29 protein-coding genes and 1 pseudogene are annotated in these 17,770 nt (G+C 70.1%); 27 read left to right on the top strand and 3 right to left on the bottom strand.

Annotated features, from left to right (window positions below; genetic code table 11):
* Positions 1-71: 71 nt before the first annotated feature.
* The 3 genes and pseudogenes from ACPC54_RS24005 to ACPC54_RS23995 all read left to right on the top strand — a co-directional run bounded on the left by ACPC54_RS24005 (position 72) and on the right by ACPC54_RS23995 (position 4,280).
* A complete protein-coding gene (locus ACPC54_RS24005; RefSeq protein ID WP_498967530.1) occupies positions 72-1,019 on the top strand; it encodes a terpene synthase family protein in 948 nt (315 codons plus the stop codon).
* Between the two features lie 256 nt (positions 1,020-1,275).
* A pseudogene (locus ACPC54_RS24000) lies at positions 1,276-2,682 on the top strand (aldehyde dehydrogenase family protein); the annotation flags it as partial.
* Positions 2,683-2,729: 47 nt separating this feature from the next.
* On the top strand, positions 2,730-4,280 hold the full coding sequence (locus tag ACPC54_RS23995) for a recombinase family protein (protein ID WP_498967528.1): 1,551 nt from the start codon (positions 2,730-2,732) through the stop codon (positions 4,278-4,280).
* Here the strand turns inward: ACPC54_RS23995 and ACPC54_RS23990 are convergent.
* Together ACPC54_RS23990 and ACPC54_RS23985 are read right to left on the bottom strand one after the other, a co-directional pair.
* Complete coding sequence (locus ACPC54_RS23990) at positions 4,261-4,728, bottom strand: hypothetical protein (protein ID WP_498967527.1); 468 nt, start codon at positions 4,726-4,728, stop codon at positions 4,261-4,263. The two genes, ACPC54_RS23995 and ACPC54_RS23990, sit on opposite strands and share 20 nt — an antisense overlap.
* Positions 4,729-4,743: 15 nt before the next feature.
* Complete coding sequence (locus tag ACPC54_RS23985) at positions 4,744-5,199, bottom strand: helix-turn-helix domain-containing protein (RefSeq protein WP_498967525.1); 456 nt, start codon at positions 5,197-5,199, stop codon at positions 4,744-4,746.
* A gap of 253 nt (positions 5,200-5,452) precedes the next feature.
* Between ACPC54_RS23985 and ACPC54_RS23980 the strand changes: the two genes are divergently transcribed.
* From ACPC54_RS23980 to ACPC54_RS23870, 23 genes are all read left to right on the top strand, one after another.
* A complete protein-coding gene (locus tag ACPC54_RS23980) occupies positions 5,453-5,665 on the top strand; it encodes a helix-turn-helix domain-containing protein (RefSeq protein ID WP_498967524.1) in 213 nt (70 codons plus the stop codon).
* Positions 5,666-5,934: 269 nt separating this feature from the next.
* Positions 5,935-6,213 carry a hypothetical protein gene (locus ACPC54_RS23975; protein WP_498967522.1) on the top strand — a complete coding sequence of 93 codons (279 nt, stop codon included), beginning with the start codon at positions 5,935-5,937 and terminating at the stop codon, positions 6,211-6,213.
* Entirely contained in the window at positions 6,210-6,686 is a 477-nt protein-coding gene (locus tag ACPC54_RS23970; protein WP_498967520.1) for a hypothetical protein, read from the top strand. Before ACPC54_RS23975 ends, ACPC54_RS23970 begins: the two co-directional genes overlap by 4 nt.
* Positions 6,683-6,862, top strand: coding sequence for a hypothetical protein (locus tag ACPC54_RS23965; protein WP_498967518.1), 180 nt, complete (start codon positions 6,683-6,685; stop codon positions 6,860-6,862). Before ACPC54_RS23970 ends, ACPC54_RS23965 begins: the two co-directional genes overlap by 4 nt.
* Positions 6,862-7,302, top strand: a complete 441-nt coding sequence (locus tag ACPC54_RS23960) for a hypothetical protein (protein ID WP_498967517.1) — start codon at positions 6,862-6,864, stop codon at positions 7,300-7,302. Before ACPC54_RS23965 ends, ACPC54_RS23960 begins: the two co-directional genes overlap by 1 nt.
* Positions 7,302-7,637: a hypothetical protein gene (locus ACPC54_RS23955; protein ID WP_498967515.1), complete on the top strand. Its 336-nt coding sequence runs from the start codon at positions 7,302-7,304 to the stop codon at positions 7,635-7,637. Before ACPC54_RS23960 ends, ACPC54_RS23955 begins: the two co-directional genes overlap by 1 nt.
* Positions 7,634-8,551, top strand: coding sequence for a hypothetical protein (locus ACPC54_RS23950; RefSeq protein ID WP_498967513.1), 918 nt, complete (start codon positions 7,634-7,636; stop codon positions 8,549-8,551). Before ACPC54_RS23955 ends, ACPC54_RS23950 begins: the two co-directional genes overlap by 4 nt.
* Entirely contained in the window at positions 8,551-9,648 is a 1,098-nt protein-coding gene (locus tag ACPC54_RS23945) for a recombination directionality factor (RefSeq protein WP_498967511.1), read from the top strand. Before ACPC54_RS23950 ends, ACPC54_RS23945 begins: the two co-directional genes overlap by 1 nt.
* A complete protein-coding gene (locus tag ACPC54_RS23940) occupies positions 9,645-9,959 on the top strand; it encodes a hypothetical protein (RefSeq protein ID WP_498967509.1) in 315 nt (104 codons plus the stop codon). Before ACPC54_RS23945 ends, ACPC54_RS23940 begins: the two co-directional genes overlap by 4 nt.
* Positions 9,956-10,798, top strand: coding sequence for an exonuclease domain-containing protein (locus ACPC54_RS23935; RefSeq protein WP_498967508.1), 843 nt, complete (start codon positions 9,956-9,958; stop codon positions 10,796-10,798). Before ACPC54_RS23940 ends, ACPC54_RS23935 begins: the two co-directional genes overlap by 4 nt.
* A complete protein-coding gene (locus ACPC54_RS23930) occupies positions 10,795-11,049 on the top strand; it encodes a LuxR C-terminal-related transcriptional regulator (RefSeq protein ID WP_498967506.1) in 255 nt (84 codons plus the stop codon). The genes ACPC54_RS23935 and ACPC54_RS23930 overlap by 4 nt, the downstream gene beginning before the upstream one ends.
* Positions 11,050-11,072: 23 nt before the next feature.
* Positions 11,073-11,378 (top strand): hypothetical protein, encoded by a 306-nt coding sequence (locus ACPC54_RS23925; protein ID WP_498967505.1) that lies wholly within the window; start codon positions 11,073-11,075, stop codon positions 11,376-11,378.
* A gap of 103 nt (positions 11,379-11,481) precedes the next feature.
* The gene (locus ACPC54_RS23920) at positions 11,482-11,613 is read left to right on the top strand and encodes a hypothetical protein (RefSeq protein ID WP_498967503.1); all 132 of its coding nucleotides are present in this window, start codon (positions 11,482-11,484) and stop codon (positions 11,611-11,613) included.
* Positions 11,606-12,244: a hypothetical protein gene (locus tag ACPC54_RS23915; protein ID WP_498967501.1), complete on the top strand. Its 639-nt coding sequence runs from the start codon at positions 11,606-11,608 to the stop codon at positions 12,242-12,244. Before ACPC54_RS23920 ends, ACPC54_RS23915 begins: the two co-directional genes overlap by 8 nt.
* Complete coding sequence (locus tag ACPC54_RS23910) at positions 12,241-12,513, top strand: WhiB family transcriptional regulator (protein ID WP_498967500.1); 273 nt, start codon at positions 12,241-12,243, stop codon at positions 12,511-12,513. The genes ACPC54_RS23915 and ACPC54_RS23910 overlap by 4 nt, the downstream gene beginning before the upstream one ends.
* Positions 12,510-12,689: a hypothetical protein gene (locus tag ACPC54_RS23905; protein WP_498967498.1), complete on the top strand. Its 180-nt coding sequence runs from the start codon at positions 12,510-12,512 to the stop codon at positions 12,687-12,689. The genes ACPC54_RS23910 and ACPC54_RS23905 overlap by 4 nt, the downstream gene beginning before the upstream one ends.
* The gene (locus ACPC54_RS23900; RefSeq protein ID WP_498967496.1) at positions 12,671-13,159 is read left to right on the top strand and encodes a single-stranded DNA-binding protein; all 489 of its coding nucleotides are present in this window, start codon (positions 12,671-12,673) and stop codon (positions 13,157-13,159) included. Before ACPC54_RS23905 ends, ACPC54_RS23900 begins: the two co-directional genes overlap by 19 nt.
* A 66-nt stretch (positions 13,160-13,225) precedes the next feature.
* Complete coding sequence (locus ACPC54_RS23895; RefSeq protein WP_498967495.1) at positions 13,226-13,864, top strand: HNH endonuclease; 639 nt, start codon at positions 13,226-13,228, stop codon at positions 13,862-13,864.
* The gene (locus ACPC54_RS23890) at positions 13,864-14,925 is read left to right on the top strand and encodes a hypothetical protein (RefSeq protein WP_498967494.1); all 1,062 of its coding nucleotides are present in this window, start codon (positions 13,864-13,866) and stop codon (positions 14,923-14,925) included. The genes ACPC54_RS23895 and ACPC54_RS23890 overlap by 1 nt, the downstream gene beginning before the upstream one ends.
* Positions 14,922-15,473: a zinc finger domain-containing protein gene (locus tag ACPC54_RS23885; protein ID WP_498967492.1), complete on the top strand. Its 552-nt coding sequence runs from the start codon at positions 14,922-14,924 to the stop codon at positions 15,471-15,473. Before ACPC54_RS23890 ends, ACPC54_RS23885 begins: the two co-directional genes overlap by 4 nt.
* On the top strand, positions 15,473-15,661 hold the full coding sequence (locus tag ACPC54_RS23880) for a zinc finger domain-containing protein (protein ID WP_498967491.1): 189 nt from the start codon (positions 15,473-15,475) through the stop codon (positions 15,659-15,661). The genes ACPC54_RS23885 and ACPC54_RS23880 overlap by 1 nt, the downstream gene beginning before the upstream one ends.
* Positions 15,662-15,836: 175 nt before the next feature.
* Positions 15,837-16,223: a hypothetical protein gene (locus ACPC54_RS23875; RefSeq protein WP_498967489.1), complete on the top strand. Its 387-nt coding sequence runs from the start codon at positions 15,837-15,839 to the stop codon at positions 16,221-16,223.
* A gap of 235 nt (positions 16,224-16,458) precedes the next feature.
* On the top strand, positions 16,459-16,896 hold the full coding sequence (locus ACPC54_RS23870) for an SLOG family protein (protein WP_498967487.1): 438 nt from the start codon (positions 16,459-16,461) through the stop codon (positions 16,894-16,896).
* A 65-nt stretch (positions 16,897-16,961) separates the two neighbouring features.
* On the opposite strand, the gene ACPC54_RS23865 is transcribed toward ACPC54_RS23870, so the two are convergent.
* Positions 16,962-17,204 carry a hypothetical protein gene (locus tag ACPC54_RS23865; protein ID WP_498967486.1) on the bottom strand — a complete coding sequence of 81 codons (243 nt, stop codon included), beginning with the start codon at positions 17,202-17,204 and terminating at the stop codon, positions 16,962-16,964.
* A gap of 165 nt (positions 17,205-17,369) precedes the next feature.
* Between ACPC54_RS23865 and ACPC54_RS23860 the strand changes: the two genes are divergently transcribed.
* Positions 17,370-17,738: a hypothetical protein gene (locus ACPC54_RS23860; protein WP_498967485.1), complete on the top strand. Its 369-nt coding sequence runs from the start codon at positions 17,370-17,372 to the stop codon at positions 17,736-17,738.
* The last annotated feature ends 32 nt before the right edge of the window (positions 17,739-17,770 follow it).

The raw sequence follows: 17,770 nt of genomic DNA, 5'->3' as shown, positions 1-17,770 counted from the left end.
CCCCACGCGATCCCCCACGATCATTGACCAGAACCGATAGCGCCCCCACCATCCGCTGCACCGGGAGTCCGATGTCTGACGACACCTCACTTCAGATCCCGTTCCCGCACCGCCGCAGTCCGCACGGCCCCTACGCCAGGGCGCTGCACCGCGACTGGCTGGTCCGCCACCCGCTGCTGCCCGACGCCGACCACCCGGGCTACGCGCACTGGGACGTGGCCGACCTGGCCGCGCTCGGGTACCCGGACGCCGAACCGGACGAGATCACGCTGGCCGCCGACCTGATGGGGTTCTACTTCCTCTTCGACGACCAGTTCGACGGCCCGCTCGGCCGCCGCCCCACCGAGGTCGCCCCGATCTGCGAACGGCTGATCGCCGTCCTGCACGGCGCCGCCCCGAACGGCGGCTCGGCCGTCGAGACCGCGTTCGCCGACCTCTGGGAGCGCAGCGTGCGCGGCATGTCCGCCCGCTGGCAGGCCCGGGCCGCCTACAACTGGGAGTGGTACCTGGCCAGTCACCCGGCCGAGGCGGCCGGCCGGATCTCCAGCCGCCCGCCCGACCGGGACGGCTACCTGGTGCTGCGGCGCGGCACCGCGGCGATGGAGACGGTCTTCGACATGATCGAGCGCCTCGGCCACTTCGAGGTCCCGGCCGCCGTGCTGCACCATCCGGTGCTCAAGCAGCTGCGCCAACTGGCTGCGGACATACCGTCGTTGAGCAACGACGTGCGCTCCTTCCCGCTGGAGGCCCCGCGCGGCGACGTCTACAACCTGGTGATGATCGTCCAGCGCGAGCGCCGCTGCTCGGCCGAGGAGGCCTGCGCGGTGGTCCTGGACGAGGCCCGGCTGATGATCGAGCGCTGCCAGGAGCTGAGCGACCGACTCCCGGACGTCTACCGCGAGTTGGGCCTGTCCCGGATAGAGCGCACGATCGCCCAGCGGTACGCGGACGGGCTGCTCACCTGGCTGGCCGGCTACCTCTGCTGGGAGGCCCGCACCGGGCGGTACCACGCGGTCTGACGCACCGTCAGTGCTGCCGACTCCCCTCGCGGGCGCGGACGGCCGGGCGCCGCACCCTCCGTACCGGCCGCACGTACGGACCGTAGCCGAACCGGCGCCCGGCGGCTATCGTGCTCGACGGCGGACGCCCCCGCGGGCGGCCGCCCCGTACGCGTGTCCACCCCCTCCCGCCGGGCCGCCCCGACCGGGCGGTCCGGCGCGCGCGCCCGGCCACGCGGCCCGGGCCGCGCCCGACGTCGCGAGGAGACAGCACAGCATGACGGTCTACCAGCCCCCCGGCACCCCGGGCAGCATCGTCACCTACCGCCCGCGCTACGAGCACTGGATCGGCGGCCAGTGGCGCCCGCCGGTGCGCGGCGAGTACTTCGGCGACCCGAGCCCGGTCAACGGCGAGGTGTTCACCGAGGTCGCCCGCGGCACCGCCGAGGACATCGAGGCCGCTCTGGACGCCGCCCACGCCGCCGCCCCCGCCTGGGGCCGCACGGCGCCCGCCGAGCGGGCCCAGGTGCTGCTGCGACTGGCCGACCGGATGGAGGCCAACCTGGAGCAGCTGGCCGTCGCGGAGAGCTGGGAGAACGGCAAGGCGGTGCGCGAGACGCTGGCCGCCGACCTGCCGCTCGCCGTCGACCACCTGCGCTACTTCGCCGGCGCGCTGCGGGCCCAGGAGGGCGGCCTGTCCCAGCTGGACGAGGACACCGTGGCCTACCACTTCCACGAGCCGCTGGGCGTGGTCGGCCAGATCATCCCGTGGAACTTCCCGCTCCTGATGGCCGTGTGGAAGCTCGCCCCGGCGCTCGCCGCGGGCAACGCGGTGGTGCTCAAGCCGGCCGAGCAGACCCCGGCCTCGGTGCTGCTGCTGGCCGAACTCACCGCCGACCTGCTGCCGCCCGGCGTGGTCAACATCGTCACCGGCTTCGGCGAGGAGGCCGGCGCGCCGCTGGCCGCCAGCCCCCGGGTCCGCAAGCTCGCCTTCACCGGCGAGACCAGCACCGGCCGGCTGATCGCCCGCGCCGCCGCCGAGAACCTGATCCCGGCCACCCTGGAGCTGGGCGGCAAGAGCCCCAACCTGTTCTTCGCGGACGTCGCCGCCGCCCAGGACGCCTTCTACGACAAGGCCGTCGAGGGCTTCGCGATGTTCGCCCTCAACCAGGGCGAGGTCTGCACCTGCCCGAGCCGGGCGCTGATCGAGTCCTCGGTCTACGAGCGGCTGCTGGGCGACGGCCTGGAGCGGGTGCGCGGCCTGCGCCAGGGCAACCCGCTGGACACCGACACCCAGATCGGCGCCCAGGCCAGCGCCGAGCAGCTGAAGAAGATCCTCTCCTACTTCGAGATCGGCCAGGCCGAGGGCGCCAAGGTGCTGCTCGGCGGGGAGCGCGCGGACCTCGGCGGCGCGCTGGCCGGCGGCTACTACGTGACACCGACGGTCTTCGAGGGCGTCAACAGCATGCGGGTCTTCCAGGAGGAGATCTTCGGCCCGGTCGTCTCGGTGACCCGCTTCGACGGCTTCGACGAGGGGGTCGCGCTGGCCAACGACACCCAGTACGGGCTCGGCGCCGGCGTCTGGACCCGGGACGTCAACACCGCGCACCGGGCCGGCCGGGCCATCCAGGCCGGCCGGGTCTGGACGAACTGCTACCACGCCTACCCGGCACACGCGGCGTTCGTATAGGGGGGTACAGGAGTCAGCTCAGGCACCTATGCTGACGCGGTATGAGCAACGTGATCCCGCTGCCGCGATCCGAGGCATTGGCCCAGCGCGCACTGCGCGCAGTCCTCTATGGCCGGGCCTCGAAAGACCGCCACAAGCGCGGGCGTTCGATCCGGGACCAGTTCGCTGTTGGAGAGGCGAACTGCGCCGAGCACGGCTGGCAGGTTGTCGACCGGTATGAGGATCGGGATCGCTCCGCCACGCGGCGGGCGACGAAGGTGCGCGAGCGCTTTGAGGACATGATCGCGGACGCCGAGGCCGGCAAGTTCGATGTCATCGTGTACGCCGAGCGCTCCCGGATCTCCCGCAACCTGGGCGTCTCTGTTGCTCTGCGCGACCTATGTCACCGTACTGGCGTTCTCCTGTGCTACGACGGCCGTGTCTATGACATGCGCGTCCCTTCGGACTTCAAGGAGTTCACCCGGGACTCCGTCCAATCCGAGGAGGAGGGCGAGTCGATCATCGGGCGGAACGAGCGAACCGCCCGACTTACCGCCCAGCGTGGGGGCATGTGGGGGTGGGTACCGTTCGGCTACAAGCGCGTGTACGACCCGGAGACTGGCGAGCTGATCGATCAGGTCGGCCACCCCGAGGAGGGACCCGTACTGGTCGAGCTGTTCGCCCTGGCGGACGCGAGGAAGAGTCTCAGGTCGCTGGTCCCGCTGGTGCTCCCGTTTCGCCCTAAGGTGACCGAAACCGGCATCAGGGCGATCTTGCGGAACAAGGCCTACATTGGGATCCGTACGCACCATGGCGTCGAGTACAAGGCTGCTTGGACGGGCCTTGTCGAGGAGGCTGTCTTCTGGCGCGTGCAGGCGATCCTCGATGATCCGAGTCGCCAGACGACTCACGAGAGCGGTATCAATCATCTACTGACTGGGGACGCCCTGTGCTCGGTTTGCCGCGAGGAGGGCGAGTTTACTCGCGGCCGACTGCAGGCCCGCGGCCCTCAGCCGCAGCATCGCCGTGGGCCGCAGTACCGGTGCCGGGTAAACCATATGACGGTCATGGAGAGGAATCTCGACGCGTTCGTCGAGGAGAACGCCCTGACCTGGCTTTCCTCCGGTGAGGCGCGACTGGCCTTTCAGGGGGTCGACTCTGATGGCGAGCGGGAACGTGAGCGTGAGCGGGCTCGAATCATGACGGAGCAGTTGGCGGAGGCACGTCAGCAGGCGACCGAGTTTGATCCCGTTACTTGCCTGCCGAAGCTGTCGGTCGCGTCACTCGCGGCTCTCGAGCAAGGCCTCATTCCGGCGATTCAGGCCGCCGAGAAGCGGGTGCGGGAGTTGCTTTCGGCTGGCGATCCGGTGCTCGATCGGCTTCTCGCGGCGTCTCCGGACGAGGTGGATGAGATCTGGAATCTGGAGCTTGATCTGGCCCAGCAGCGGCACGTCTTGAGGCAGATCGTGAGGGTGGAGCTCAGGCGGGCGGCTGTGAGGCGGTCCAGGTATCAGGACGTGAGCCAGCGGGTGGGGTTGATCTTCGCTGGCGAGCCTGGATTTGCCGAGTGGCCTGGATTCCCCGAACAGGAAGTCACCGAGTCGAGTCGATAGTCGGCGCGGACGATTGCCGCCTCGCAGCGAGGGAAATGACGTCGGCCTGGTCCCCGCCGGGGGCCACACGTCGTCCTGCAAGTGCGTCGGTGGCTCCCTCGACATACCCATCGGCCCGGGACCGGATCAGCTCATGCTTGTGCCGGTCCTCCATCTCTGCAAGACGTTGGGCCAGCTCGGCCTCCATCGCGGCGCGCAATCTCGCGCGCTGGCCGGTGAGGGTGGCGCGGGCGGCTTCGTACTGGGCTCGGGATTCCGCGAGTTCGTCGCTCTGGTGGCCGATTTGGGCGAGGCGTCGGTCGAGCACCACGAGGCAGGCGATGCCCGCGATGGCCGCTCCGGTGAGGATGCCGGCGAGGGCGGGGTCTGCCTCCGTGGTGAGCATGAGGAGTCCTGCGATGCCGACGCCGGCGATTAGGAGGTTCCAGTGCCTCGCTTTGACGGTCATGCGGTTCCCCCCGGGTTAGCCGTTGGCGGCTCGGTCTTCGTCCTGGTTGTTGCGGAGGGTTTGGGCGAGGGCGCGGAGCCGGTCGAGTGATTCCCGGACGTACTCGCGGTCGGCGTGGTTGGTCACGCCCCACTGGTCAGCCAGAGCATCAGCCGTGATAGGGGTCGATGCTACTGGCGGATCGAGCATATGCGCGAGCGACTCGGCGGGAATGGTGCCGCTTTCAACGAGCAGCTCCAGATACGGGCGCTTGAGTGCCTCGGCCAGCGGCCAGAGGGCAGCTGGCTCGGGGACTCGCTCGCCGCGCATCATTCGCGAGAGTGACGCGGGGGACATGCCAGCGTCGCGCGCCAGTCGCGTCTGTTCACCGCGCGCGTCGAGGTCGTAGCCGGCGGCGGGTGCATGGTGGCGCACGTAGGCGGCGACAGCCGTTGCCGCTGCTCTTGTGTCCATCTGGTTCGCCCCGTTCATGAGCGGGAGGTTAGCGCGGGTGGGCGCAGTTGTCAGCTGACAACTGTACTGGTCTCGCCACTGGTCGCCGCGACCACATCAAGCCCCTTTGGGCGCGTTCGAGCACATGCGTTCCCGTCCGTGCGGCAGGGGCTAGGCGTCAGCTTGTTGCCAGGGCGCAACTCTCCCAGCCAGCTATGTTGTCAGTGAGCAACTTTGCAGCTAGGTTCGTTGTCAGGCAGCAACGAATGCGGCATCGCCGAGGAGGTGAACCGTGTCAGCATTCCGCCCCAGCGCCGTGCGCGACATCGCAGCAGCGGCCGGCGACGTCAGCCTCGATCAGATCTCCGCACGCACCGGCCTGCACAAAGGCCACCTCAGCCGCCTAATCAGTGGCAAGCGAGAGCCTCGGTTCACAACCGTCGTCCGCATCGCCTTGGCATACGGCGCCTGCTTGGACGACTTCTCCACGCGAGAGGCGGCATGACCCGGGCCGAACGCCTGGCGATTCTCGGCGCGACGACTGTGGCTGAAATTCACCGCCGAGTAGCAGCAGCGCCGCCGCCAACTCCCGAACTACTGGCCGGACTTCGGCCGACCCTCGCACCCGCCATGGAGCGGGTGCGCGCGCGCCGCGCTGCCGAAGCCCGGTGTGAGCCGCCCGTGGCGGCCTGACATGCCTTATCGGGCCGTCCCTCTGGCGCCAAACCAGGGACGGCCCCGACCCACCAACTCCTACACGAAGGAGGGCAGGCCGTGAAACAGCCTACCAACATCGATTCCCTGACCGATCTTGCCGAGGTGACGGCCGTCGCGGACGTCGTCATCGACGGCACCCTCCTGTGGGTGACCCCCGGGCAGACCCCTACGGGACGGTTCTGGGCCCTGCTCACTCCCTCCCACCTCCTGGCCGGCGTTGTCCTGGAGCTGGCGGACGGCTCGTTCGACGCCCAGGTCGGCACCCGCTGCACCCACGCGGCGAGCGCCCAGGCCGCCGCGCTCGCAATCGTGGCCGCGTTGCGAGGTGCCGCGTGAGCACCCAGGCGGTGGACGTGTCGGTCTTGGGCTGGATGCCCACGGACCGGCCGGCTGACGTGGCCGCGATGCATGCAGAGCTTGCCGTGCTGGCGGCCCGGGTGCCGGACGCCGGGGTGTCGGAGGTCTCCGTTTCGCTGGATGGCACCAGGGTGGAATTGGCTGTGCGGTCGGTGACCGACCTGAGTGCCTGGTATGACGCGCTGCGGTGCGGGTCGGCGTCGGTTGCGAGTCGTGGCGAGCGTCGGGTCGACGGTCAGCTGTACGGGCTCGGCGGGTTGCACTGGCAGGTGTTGCTGCCGGCGCTGGTCGAACTACCGGGCGTGCAGGTCGCGTTGACGGCCGAGAGTGGCGAGTTCGAGGAGTTGCCGGATACGCGGCTGGTGCGGCACTTGTGCCCGGCGGAGGCACGGCTGCGGGCGATCCGCATGCGTGAAGCCGCGAACGCCCGGCGGATGGGGTGGGTCGCGTGAGCCCCGGGCCGGACGCGTGCGCGCGCTGCGGGGTTCCGTGGCGCGAGCACATGCAGGACGGGGTGCTCCCGGTCGACGGGCACGCGTGGGTGCGGCCCTCGACCGATCAGATCCTCACGCGGGCGAAGGGCCAGCAGGCCGTCCCCGCCACCGACTCCCAGGACGGCGGTACCTGATGAACACTCCCACGAACCCGGTCGCGCGCCGCGCAGCCGTCCTCATCGCCAACACCACGGGCACACCCGAGGAGATCGCCGCCGTCCTGGACGCGGCGGGTCTGCTCCGGCGGCCGGCCGAGCGGATCAACGGCCCGTACCCGCTGTGGGTGCGCCGGGAGTTCCTCGGCGTGACGATCGACGCGTACCCGCTCGTGTCCGCGCTGGTACGCGGGCTCGCCGGGGAAATGGCCGAGGACCCGGACGAGGTCGCGGCCGAGCTGGTGACGATCGCGGAGGCGTCGGGCCCCGAGCAGGACGCGATGATCGAGCAGCTGCTCGCGCGGCTGGGTGGTACGGACGCCCGGTACGCGGCGGCAGATGCGCGGCGGTTGGTCGAGGTGCTGCGGAACGCGCTCGGCCCGGCGTTTCCCCACCAGCGGGACGGGAGGGCCGCCTGATGCCGTGGGTCTCCCGCCGTGAGAAGGCCGAGACGGCCGCCGCAATGACCCGACTCCGCGACCGTGTCCGCGGGTTGGAGGCTGACCTGCTGGAGCAGGGCCGGGTGAATGGGCGACTTGCCGCACGCACCGCGGCTGCCGAGACGTCGGCCGCCGACGTCCACGCCGCCCTCCGCTCCGCACACAGGGGTCAGCAGGACGAGAACGCTCGGCTGCGCGAGCAGGTCGAGCGGATCCGTCGCGACCGCGACGGCTTGCGCCGCCAGCTCGACGACGCGCTCGGCTATTCGCCCGAGGACGTCAAGCGGATCAGCGAGGGAGTGGCGCAGCGATGACGATCACCGTGCCGGCCGGGGCTTCGGCCCCGGTCGCCGGGCGGCGCCGGAAGACCACCCCGCAGCCCACCGGAGCGGACCGCATCCCGCGGCCATCCGCCGGCTGGTACCGGGACAAGGTCACCGGCGCCAAGTACCGGCGCGTCACCACCATCCTCAGCCTCGGCTCCACCAAAGGCGACGTCCTCTCCCGCTGGGCCGCCGGCGTCGTCGCGGACTGCGCGTTCGACAACCTCCCCTCACTCGTTGCTTCTTCACTGCGCTCGGACGAGCGGGCGGAGAAACGGGACTGGCTGAGCCGCGCGGCGCTGCGCAAGCGTGACGAGCGGGCCGAGGTGGGCTCTGCGGTGCACCGCATCATCGAGGCGCACGTTCTCGGCGAGCCGGTCCCCACCGGTCTGGTCAACGATCCGGAACTCGCCCCGTTCCTGCAGCACTTCGTGCGGTTCGTCACCGATTGGCAGGTCACCTTCGAGGCCTCGGAGATGGTCGTCGGCAGCCCCGAGTTCGGGTATGCCGGCACCCTCGACTACCTCCTGCGGTCCCCGCTGATCTCCGCCATGGTCGGCGCTCCCGCCAGCGTCGCGCTGATCGGCGACACCAAGACCGGAGGCGAGCTGGACGTCAAGGGCGTCTACCCCGAGGCCGCGCTGCAGATGAGCGCGTACCGCCGTGCCGAGATCGCATGGATGCGGGACGGCACCACGGTTCCGATGCCCGCCGTCCACACCACGGGCGTCGTGCTGCACCTGCGCCCGGAGGGCTACCGGCTGATCCCGGTCGTCTGCGACGACGATGTGTTCGCCGCGTTCCGTGTCGTACAGCAGGCCGCCGAGTGGGTGTCCGGCCTGTCCAAGAGCGTTGTCGGAGAGGCTCTGAGCCTGCCGGCCCACATCGAGAAGAGGGCTGCCTGATGCCCATCCTGAACCTCCAGCGCCGCATGCGGCAGCTCGGCGAGATCCGCATCGGCCACACCGTCGAAACGGGCGGCACCGGCAAGAACGGCCGGCCGTCCAAGCGCCCGGCCAAGCTCGACAAGTTCCGGTTCACGTCGCCGTCGCGTCCGATCCTGGAGCAGGTCGCCGGCCTCTACGGCGGTGAGGTACGGCCGTGGACCCCGGCGAACGGCGGTCCCACCGAGTTCGAGGTGTACTCGACCGTCGACCGGCTGCCGGTCCTCGTCCCCCCGGCCGACGCCGTGTCGCAGTGGTACGAGCTGTACCAGGGCAGCAAGTGCGTGCGCCGGTGCGACGGTGTCACCGAGCACAAGCTCGACCGGTCGTGCCTGTGCAACCCGGAGAAGCGGGACTGCTCGATCACCACCCGCGTGAACGTGATGCTGCGGGACCTGCCGGCGCTGGGCCAGTGGCTGCTCGTCTCGAAGGGCTACTACGCGGCGGTGGAGCTGCCGCCGGCGGCCGAACTGCTGGCGCAGGTCGGCGGGTACGTGGCGGGCTGGCTTGGCATGGAGGCCAAGTCGGTGGTGACCGACCGGGGCACGAACAGGTTCATGGTGCCGACGTTGGACGTCGAGATCTCCCCTACGGAGCTGATGTCCGGCCAGATCCGCGGCGCCGTCGAGGTGACCGCGGGCGGGTCCGAGCGGGCCGCGATCGCGGCCGCTCCGGCACCGGACTACGTGGCACTCGCGAAGCTCTCGCGGGATGCCGAGGCGGTCAAGGCCATCGCCCGGACGGCGCGGGACAAGGGGCACCTCACCCCGCAGATGGACGCCGCGCTGCGCGGGGTGCTCACCCAATTCAGCCCGCCACCCCCTGCGTCCGTGACGGACGCGTCCGAGGCCGAGGAGGTAATCGAGCCGGAGATCGTCGACGACCAGGACCCGACCGAGGTGTGGTTCCAGATCATGGCGGCGGCCGGCGGCCGGGGCTGGACGACTGATGTCACCGAGAAGGAGTTCGCCGAGCGCAACGGGGGCACGATGCCCGGCTCTGCCAGCGCCGCCGAGCTGCGGACGTTCCTGGCCTGGCTGAAGGGCGGCGCCAAGTGACTGTTCTCGCCCTTCCGCCGACCAGCATGGACGCGCTCCGGGATGAGTTGGCCCGGGTTCGCGCCCAGCTCGCCGAGTACGTTCCCTCCGAGCCGACCGTGCGCGAGGAGATGGCGCACGTGCGTGGGGAGAACGACCAGCTCGCCGCGATCATCGGGCACCTGCTCGTCAACGTAATCGGCACGACTATCCACACCGTGAAGCCGCGCGACCTGGACGCGTTCATGGGCCTCGTGCTGGTCGACGACTACACCGCCGACGACAGCATCCACCTGCGCGTCATCATCCCGGCCCGAGGAGGCGCGCGGTGAAGTGGCACCTCGGCCGCCTGGCCGCCCTCGACTTCGAGGCAAGCGACAAGGACCCGCACACGGCGCGCATCGTCTCCTGCGCGCTCATCCACCTCGGCGGCGGCATGCCGACCGAACGACGCACCTGGCTGATCAACCCTGGTGTCCCGCAGGAGCCCGAGGCGATCGCCGTCCACGGACTCACCGACGAGTACCTCGCCGCCGCAGGACAGCCCGCCGGACCGGCCATCGCCGAAATCGCCAAGGCGGTCACCGAGGCCGTGGGCGTGGGGATCCCGCTCGTCGGCCACAACATCGGAAGCTACGACCTCAACCTCCTGAACCACGAGTTGCTCCGCCACCAAGGTGCCGCCCTGGAAGAGGTCACTGGCCCGGTGACCCGCGTGATCGACACGATGGTCCTCGACCGGCACGCCGCCCCGTTCCGGCGTCGCGTCTCCGCGACTCAGGGCGCCTACCAGCTGCGCACCGCCGTCGAGACGTACGGGCAAGACAACGTGCTGGTCTGGGACGAGGAGCAGGCCCACGGCGCCGAATACGACGCGCACAAGTCGGCGCAGGTCGCGTGGGTGATGGGCGTGATCGCACACAAGCCCCGTCACGAGCGCCCGAGTTGGGTGCATGCGCTGCGGAACCGGCGCGGCCCGTACGACCGGTTCGACGACCTCGCGTGCGACATCGACGAGTTGCACCGCCGCCAGGTCCTCTGGGCTGCTGAGGACGCGGCGTCGCTGCAGTCCTGGCTCCGGTCGGAGAAGGCTGGCGACAAGCGGGACCCGGACGCCGTAGTCGACGGGTCGTGGCCGCTGCACGCTGTGCCGGCGGGGGTGACCTCATGAGCCTGGCCCGAGCCCGGCGCCGCGCCGTCCTTACGCCGCAGCAGCACACTGTCCTGCTCGGCTGCGCCCGCGGCGAGCAGCCCGCAACGACCGCGGCCCGACTGGGGATCGGTGTGCGGGACGTACGACTGCACCTGCGGGCCGTCCTCGTCGTGCTGAAGGCCGAAAACGCCGCCCACGCGGTCGGCTTGGCCTGCGCGCTCAGCCTGATCACCCCCGCCGACATCCTCCAGGAGGAATCCCCGTGCTGATCTTCGGTAGGACACGGCAGCTCATGGCCGAGAAGGACGAACGCATCGCCTGGTTGGAGAGCCGTGTGGCGCAGCTCAACCTACGGGCCAGCGCGTCCCTCAGCGAGTTCGCCGAATGCTTCGCCCGTTGCGAGCGGATCAGCGACGACTGCTCGGCCTACGCGCGGCGGCTGGTCCGGGCGGAGCTCGTCAACGGGGCGCTGGTGGCCGAGAACCAGGAGTTGAAGCGCGAGCTGTCCGCGCTGCAGGACGTCCACGAGAAGCACTACCGCGACCTCGCCAAGGCCGCTGGCGCCACGCTGCCCGCCGCAGCATCCGTCGCGGCGTGACCACCGCGCTCGTCCTGGCGCTCGCGCTGACCGTCCACACCGGCGTCCAGGCGATCCAGATCTACACCCATCTCCGCCCATCCGCTGCTCGCAGAAGCCACTCGTGATCCGCCGCTTCCTTCGCCACCTCACCGGCGACCACGCCTGGTACGGGCTCGTCACCGCAGCCCTCGCCACCGCCGCGCTCGCCCTCATCGTCCTCTCCATCACCGCCTGGAGCACCCGAGATGACTGACCCCGCCACCGTCCTGCCGTCGCCCAGCGGCGCCCTCGCCCACGGCCCGACCGTCATCGGCCTCGACCTCGCCATCGGCAGCTACAGCTCCACCGGCACCGGCATCGCCTCATCTCGGGGTTGGTGCGAGGCGGTCGGTTACCCCGATCGCAAGAAGAAGGGCCGCGAGTTCAGCAAGCTCCCGCACCGTGAGCGACTGCGCCGGCTCGTTGATCTTCGGGACCAGATCACCCAGGACATCGGCCGCCCGGATCTCGTCGTCCTCGAACTCCCCGCGCCCTCCCGCGCGGGGGGTGCGAGCCACGAACGCGCGTGGCTCTGGTGGGAGGTCTACCGGCGACTTCAGTCCGGGGGCATCCCGGTCGGCCTTCTCACTCCCAACCAGCGCGCCCTATACGCGACCGGTAAGGGCACCGTCGCCAAGTCCGCCGTCGTCGACGCCGTCGCCCGCCGTTGGCCCTCCTGGTCAACCGGGGGCGACGACAACCTGGCTGACGCCGTCGTGCTGATGGCCGCTGGCCGGGACCACCTCGACCACCCGATCGCCACCATGCCGGCCGCCCACCGTGCCGCGCTGACGAAGGCCGTGTGGCCGGACGGGATCCGCGGGCACCGCACGGAGCAGCGATGAGCTGGGAGGCGCTCGCAACCTGCTGGGTCGAGAAGGCCGACACTGAGCTCTTCTACCCCGTCTCCTACAGCAGTCCGGAAGGCGCGGCGCAGGTCGAGGAGGCTCGCGGCTACTGCCTGCGCTGCCCTGTCGCCGCAGCCTGTCTGCGGGACGCTCTGGACCGGGAGGGCAGCAAGGACGCCAAGAGCCGGTACGGGATCAAGGGCGGGCGCACCCCCACTCAGCGCGTCACCCTCAGCAGGAAGCGGCGCCTCGCAGCCGCGGCATGACCGTGCTCCTGGCCTGGGGCGACCGCTCCCACTGGGCGCATCAGGCCAGGCCGTGCCGGTACTGCGGCGACCTCACCCACCTGCGGGACGAGCGGTCCCGCCCCTCCCACAAGGTCTGCGCCGAGCAGGCCTCCAACCCTGATAGCAAGGAGTCCCGGTGGCTGGAGAAACCCTGATCACCCTTGTCGGCAACCTCGTCGACGACCCGGAGCTGCGGTTCACCCAGTCCGGTGTCCCGGTCGCGAGTTTCCGCATCGCCTCGACGCCGCGCACCTTCGACCGCCAGAGCAACGAGTGGAAGGACGGCGAGGCGCTGTTCCTTACCTGCAACGTGTGGCGCCAGCCGGCGGAAAACGCGGCCGAGTCCCTCACCAAGGGGATGCGCGTCATCGTGCAGGGCCGACTCAACCAGCGCTCCTACGAGACCAAGCAGGGCGAGAAGCGCACCGTCTTCGAGGTCGACGTCGAAGAAGTCGGGCCGAGCCTGCGCTCGGCGACCGCGAAGGTCACCCGGGCCAACCGGTCCGGCGGCCAGGGAGGAGCGCAGCAGGCCGGTCGGAGCGACGACCCGTGGGCCAGCAACGGCCCCGGCCAGGGTGGCGGTTGGGGCGCGCCGCAGCAGGGCAGCCCCGAGCCCCCTTTCTGATCGCCGTTACCGCCGCCCCGGAGCCCTCAACTCCCTGTCCGAACATCCCTCCGAAAAGAGCCCCGCATGGCACGTGGCCACGGCCGCATCCTCACCAGCGTCTGGGAGGACGGCGACTTCCTCGCCCTGACTCAGGAACAGCAGCGCCTGTACCTGTTCCTGATCTCGCAGCCGAACCTCAACCATGCCGGCCTGCTCCCGCTCACGCTGAAAAGATGGGCATCCAAGGCGAAGGCGCTCAGCGACGCTGCCCTACGCCAGACGCTGGGTGCCTTGGCGGAGCGTGGCTTCGTCACGGTGGACGATGACTATGACGAGCTCTTCGTCAATGGCTACTTCAGGCACGCGGGGATTGGTGGACAGCCGCGTGTCGTGGCCGCCGCCTATGACGCGCTTGCCAACTCAGCTTCGATCGCGTTGCGGGGCATCGCCTCCATCGAGCTGACCGAGGCAGTTGCCAAGGCCCCGCCGCCGGCCGCGCCGCACGGTGTCCGCGCCGAAGTCCTGCAGCGCGACGGTTGGCAGTGCAGGGGTTGCGGATGGTCGCCGGGCGATTGCGTGCCCCGCGCAAGTTCCGGGAGGCCCCTGTACCGAGGCCTTGAGATCGACCACATCCACCCGAAGTCACTCGGCGGACCGGACACCATCGACAACTTCCAAGTGCTCTGCACCAGTTGCAACACCCGGAAGGGGGCGCGGGTCTGATGGCGCGTATCCGTTCGATCAAGCCTGAGCTGCGCACATCGATCACCGTGTCCTCGTGGCCGATGGAGGTCCGCTACTTCTTCGTGCTGCTCTGGGGCTACCTCGACGACTACGGGCGCGGCGTCGACGACGAACTCCTCATCGCCTCCGACTGCTTCCCCCGCGACCGGCACGTCACCCCGGACGTGGTGGACGGCTGGCTGGAGACCATGGCCGACTCAGGGCCCGTATGCCGGTACGAGGTCGACGGGAAGCCCTACCTGCACTGCCCCAGCTGGGCGGAGCACCAGAAGCCTCAGCACCCCGGGAAGCCGCGCGTTCCCCCGTGCCCGGATTGTGAGCCAGGCCCGTTCGACGAGTGGCGCAGGGCGAATCCGCCCCGGATCATTCGACGCTCACGAAAGTCTCGTGAGGATCTCACGAAGTCCTCTCCGGCCCGTTCCAGCGCACCGGAGAGGGCCTCCGAAAGGCCCTCCGAGACCGATTCGGAGACCTCCACGGCCACTGTGATCCAGATGCCCGGCCAGATCGGCATCGACCACGGCGAAGACACTGAAACGGCAGGTCACGGGCACTCGGGAAATCCTCATGAGGATGTCGGGAGGACCACCGGAGACACTCAGGAGATCCTCACCCCTGAGCAGGGAGCAGGGAGCAGGGAGCAGGGAGCAGGGAGAGAGGAGCGCGCGGGCGCGCGCGAGCTGGTCGTCCGCGGTCACTCCGCTCCGCCCGCCCGCCGGCCTGACGGCCTCACCTCGATCCCCGACGACTTCACCATCACAGACGGCATGCGCCGCTGGGCACACCGCGACGGCTACGCCGACCTGATCGACATCGACCACTCCACCGCCCAGTTCACTTCCCACTACCGGGCAACCGGCGCACGCCGCCGGTCCTGGCCCGACGCCTGGCAAAAGTGGATCCGCGACGACCACAAGCGCGCCGCCGAACGAGGCACCCGCACCACGGGCACGCAATCCCGCCAACAGCAAGAAACCGACGCATGGTTCGACCGGGCCATGAACCGTGCCATCACCAAGGACCAGCAGGAGGCATCGTGAACCACACCGAAGCCGTCATCCTCGTCCGCTACGTCCGAGCCCTGTGCCCCCAGCAAAGGTTCGACGAATACAGCCCCGACGCCTGGCACGACCTCCTCGGCGACTACGAACTCGACGCCTGCAAGGAAGCCGTCATCGAGATCGCCCGCCGTCAGCCCTGGATCGCCCCGGCCGAGATCATCACCGAGGTGAAGCGCGCCAGGACCAGCAAGCTCGACTACTTCCGGTACGAGCCCAACCCCGGCGAGACCAGCGCCCAGTTCACCCGCAACCTGCGCGCCCAGATCGCCGCCGTCATCAACGGCAGCCGGCCGCCCGAGCTACCGAATGTCGGCTTCCCGCGCCCGGTGCTGGAGTTGACCGCAGGCCGTGACATCCCGGAGGCGTGGGAGACGTCGACCACCACCCGAGTCCGCAGCGCTCGGGACGTCAGCTGCCCGAACCCGAACTGCCGCGCTGACGTCCACAAGCCGTGCAAGACTCCGTCCGGCCGGCGCATGGCCGGCTACCACGGCACTCGCGTAGACGCCGTGAACAGCGCCGCCTGATGGGTGCCCCAATGCCCCCGGGCCTGCGCCGCCACGGCAACCGCCCACCCGAGTGGGCCATCCCCTGCCCCGTTCAGCACTGCCAGGCCAGGGCCAGCACCCCCTGCCGCACCCCGACCGGTCGCCGACTCAGCGCAGGCAGCCATCCCAGCCGAAGGGATGCATGGCGCGAACGTCGTGACTGTTGAGGCGCGTGTTGAACGGTCATGACCTGGTTGCGCTGCGGTGGCCGGCTGGGGTGCCGACTCTCGAAAAGCCCCTCAATGCCACATAGAGGCGCGGTAACCCCAGCCTCAGGCAATCACTCCAGACCCATCATCACAGCCCCTTCCCGCCCCCTTCTCGCCCCGATTTGAGGCCATCATGGCGGACAGCGCCATCGCACCTTCGAGATTGACGACTCATTCGAGCGCTCCCCCACCGTCCGCGGCCCGCCTCACGGAGCTTCTCGGCATCGCGGAGCGCCGGTTCCTGACGCCGGTCGAGGCCGCAGACCTTCGGCGGGGCGTGGAGCACCTCATGGCCTGCCTGGCGGGTGCCGGGGCGCAGCTTCGCCGGTCGATTCGGGATGCTGAGCGGGTGCGGGACGAGCACGCGCGGGAGCTGCTGATGGAGCGGCACCCGGGGGTCGCGGTCGTGTGTCGGCGGTGCGGGGCGCCGGCGGGTGTGTGGTGCCGGCCGGTGGCTGGCGGTGCGGCGGCGGTGACGCTGCATGCGGTGCGTCTGGTGGATGCGGGGGTGCTGCGGTGACGGCGTATCGGCTGGATGCAGTGCGGCTGCTGGAGCTGGTCGACGGGCGGCTTGCGGAGCTTGGTTGGTCGCGGCGCAGGTTGGCGTCGGTTCTGGGGACGACGTCGGGGGCGTTCAGCCGGATGACCCGCGGTGGTGCGCCGGACTCGAATCTGCTGCTGAGCCTGCTGATTTGGTTGGACTGGGCGCCGGAGTTGGTGCTGTTGGCCGCAGGCGATGGCGAGGCGTTGCCGGCGTGTGGGATCTGTTTCGGGTCGCCGCCGGTGGGGTTCTCGTGCATCCGGTGCGCTGCGGTGGGGGTTCGGTCGTGATGGTGTCGCGGATCTTGGTGACCGGTTCGCGGGCTTGGTCGGACCGGGCCCAGCTGGAGTGGGCGTTGGGTGCGGCGTTGGTGTTCCGGCCGATCGTGATCGTGCATGGCGGTTGCCCGACTGGTGCGGATGCGATGGCCGCGGCATGGGCGCAGCGGGCTGGTGTCGAGGTGGAGGCGTGGCCGGCTGACTGGGTGCGGTACGGCCGGGCCGCTGGTCCGCGGCGGAATCAGGCGATGGTCGACGCTGGCGCGCGGCTGGTGCTCGCGTTCCTGCTGCCGGGCAGTCGCGGCACGGCGGACTGTGTACGGCGCGCGAAGGCGGCCGACATACCGGTGCGACGCTTCGAGGCGGAGCGATGACCGGGTGCGGGCAGCGCGAAGGGCCGCTCGGCGCACTGGGCCGGCGGCTTGCGGGGCGGGGCGGGCTACTTGGCGGTGGGGGCGTTCTCCTCGCGGGGCGCAGACCAGGGGCCGGCCGCGGGGCGGTCCGGCAGTTTGGCTCCAGGCCTGCGCATGTACCAGAGCATGAAGTCGCGAAGGACTGCCGCGCGTGGGCTGCGGCCCTTGGGGTGGATGGCCTTGGTGGCGTCCTCGAAGGCGTTCCACTCGCTTGTCCAGGCGCGGAATTGCCGGGGTGCGAGTTCGTCTGGCGGGGTCTCGTTGGTCATGGTTGCAGGGTAGCGGTTCGTAGCTACGAGCAGCAATGGCACAGCCACCACGTCGTAGCTACAAAATCTTGGTCGATCGCCTTGCTTTGTAGCTACGAGAGGCGTAGCTTTGTAGCTACAAGGAACGGCAGCAGGCCGGACCAAGTCGCAAAGCGGGAGCACAACATGCGCCGCACCATCAACGCCATCCGCCGCGTCATCACCATCGTCCGTGGCCTCGGCGAGGACATCCGCTACGCCACCCTCAACGGCGACCTGCGCGGCGCGATCCGCACCGGCGACATGCTCGACCGCCTCGGCATCACCCTCCCGGACGGCCAGGCCTCCTGGTATGGCCGGCACGTCGCCAAGGCCTACCGCGCCGCCAACGACGGCCAGGACGCGCCGAAGGCGTGGGTGCGGCACCGCACGACCGGCCGGTGGATCCGCGTCCACGTGTACGCGCCGACCAACCCCGCGCTGCTCGCCGGCCTCCGCTCCTACAAGGCCACCGCCGGCCTGATCTCGCAGGCCTTGTTCGCGGAGTGCGCGTAGACCAACTTCACCGCCACCCCGACCGCCCGCCC

This window comes from Kitasatospora sp. NPDC094028, assembly GCF_049543595.1.
Lineage (GTDB): Bacteria > Actinomycetota > Actinomycetes > Streptomycetales > Streptomycetaceae > Kitasatospora.
The sequence above is the reverse complement of the archived record's forward strand: the minus strand, read 5'-3'. Positions and strand labels throughout refer to the sequence as shown.

Coding starts and splice junctions, on each gene's coding strand:
- ACPC54_RS23860 (WP_498967485.1), top strand. CDS start 17,370: ATGCGCCGCACCATCAACGCCATCCGCCGCGTCATCACCATCGTCCGT.
- ACPC54_RS23990 (WP_498967527.1), bottom strand. CDS start 4,728: ATGACCGTCAAAGCGAGGCACTGGAACCTCCTAATCGCCGGCGTCGGC.
- ACPC54_RS23985 (WP_498967525.1), bottom strand. CDS start 5,199: ATGAACGGGGCGAACCAGATGGACACAAGAGCAGCGGCAACGGCTGTC.
- ACPC54_RS23955 (WP_498967515.1), top strand. CDS start 7,302: ATGCCGTGGGTCTCCCGCCGTGAGAAGGCCGAGACGGCCGCCGCAATG.
- ACPC54_RS23905 (WP_498967498.1), top strand. CDS start 12,510: ATGACCGTGCTCCTGGCCTGGGGCGACCGCTCCCACTGGGCGCATCAG.
- ACPC54_RS23895 (WP_498967495.1), top strand. CDS start 13,226: ATGGCACGTGGCCACGGCCGCATCCTCACCAGCGTCTGGGAGGACGGC.
- ACPC54_RS23865 (WP_498967486.1), bottom strand. CDS start 17,204: ATGACCAACGAGACCCCGCCAGACGAACTCGCACCCCGGCAATTCCGC.
- ACPC54_RS23890 (WP_498967494.1), top strand. CDS start 13,864: ATGGCGCGTATCCGTTCGATCAAGCCTGAGCTGCGCACATCGATCACC.
- ACPC54_RS23910 (WP_498967500.1), top strand. CDS start 12,241: ATGAGCTGGGAGGCGCTCGCAACCTGCTGGGTCGAGAAGGCCGACACT.
- ACPC54_RS23950 (WP_498967513.1), top strand. CDS start 7,634: ATGACGATCACCGTGCCGGCCGGGGCTTCGGCCCCGGTCGCCGGGCGG.
- ACPC54_RS23925 (WP_498967505.1), top strand. CDS start 11,073: ATGGCCGAGAAGGACGAACGCATCGCCTGGTTGGAGAGCCGTGTGGCG.
- ACPC54_RS23875 (WP_498967489.1), top strand. CDS start 15,837: ATGGCGGACAGCGCCATCGCACCTTCGAGATTGACGACTCATTCGAGC.
- ACPC54_RS23995 (WP_498967528.1), top strand. CDS start 2,730: ATGAGCAACGTGATCCCGCTGCCGCGATCCGAGGCATTGGCCCAGCGC.
- ACPC54_RS23960 (WP_498967517.1), top strand. CDS start 6,862: ATGAACACTCCCACGAACCCGGTCGCGCGCCGCGCAGCCGTCCTCATC.
- ACPC54_RS23945 (WP_498967511.1), top strand. CDS start 8,551: ATGCCCATCCTGAACCTCCAGCGCCGCATGCGGCAGCTCGGCGAGATC.
- ACPC54_RS23915 (WP_498967501.1), top strand. CDS start 11,606: ATGACTGACCCCGCCACCGTCCTGCCGTCGCCCAGCGGCGCCCTCGCC.
- ACPC54_RS23880 (WP_498967491.1), top strand. CDS start 15,473: ATGGGTGCCCCAATGCCCCCGGGCCTGCGCCGCCACGGCAACCGCCCA.
- ACPC54_RS23930 (WP_498967506.1), top strand. CDS start 10,795: ATGAGCCTGGCCCGAGCCCGGCGCCGCGCCGTCCTTACGCCGCAGCAG.
- ACPC54_RS24005 (WP_498967530.1), top strand. CDS start 72: ATGTCTGACGACACCTCACTTCAGATCCCGTTCCCGCACCGCCGCAGT.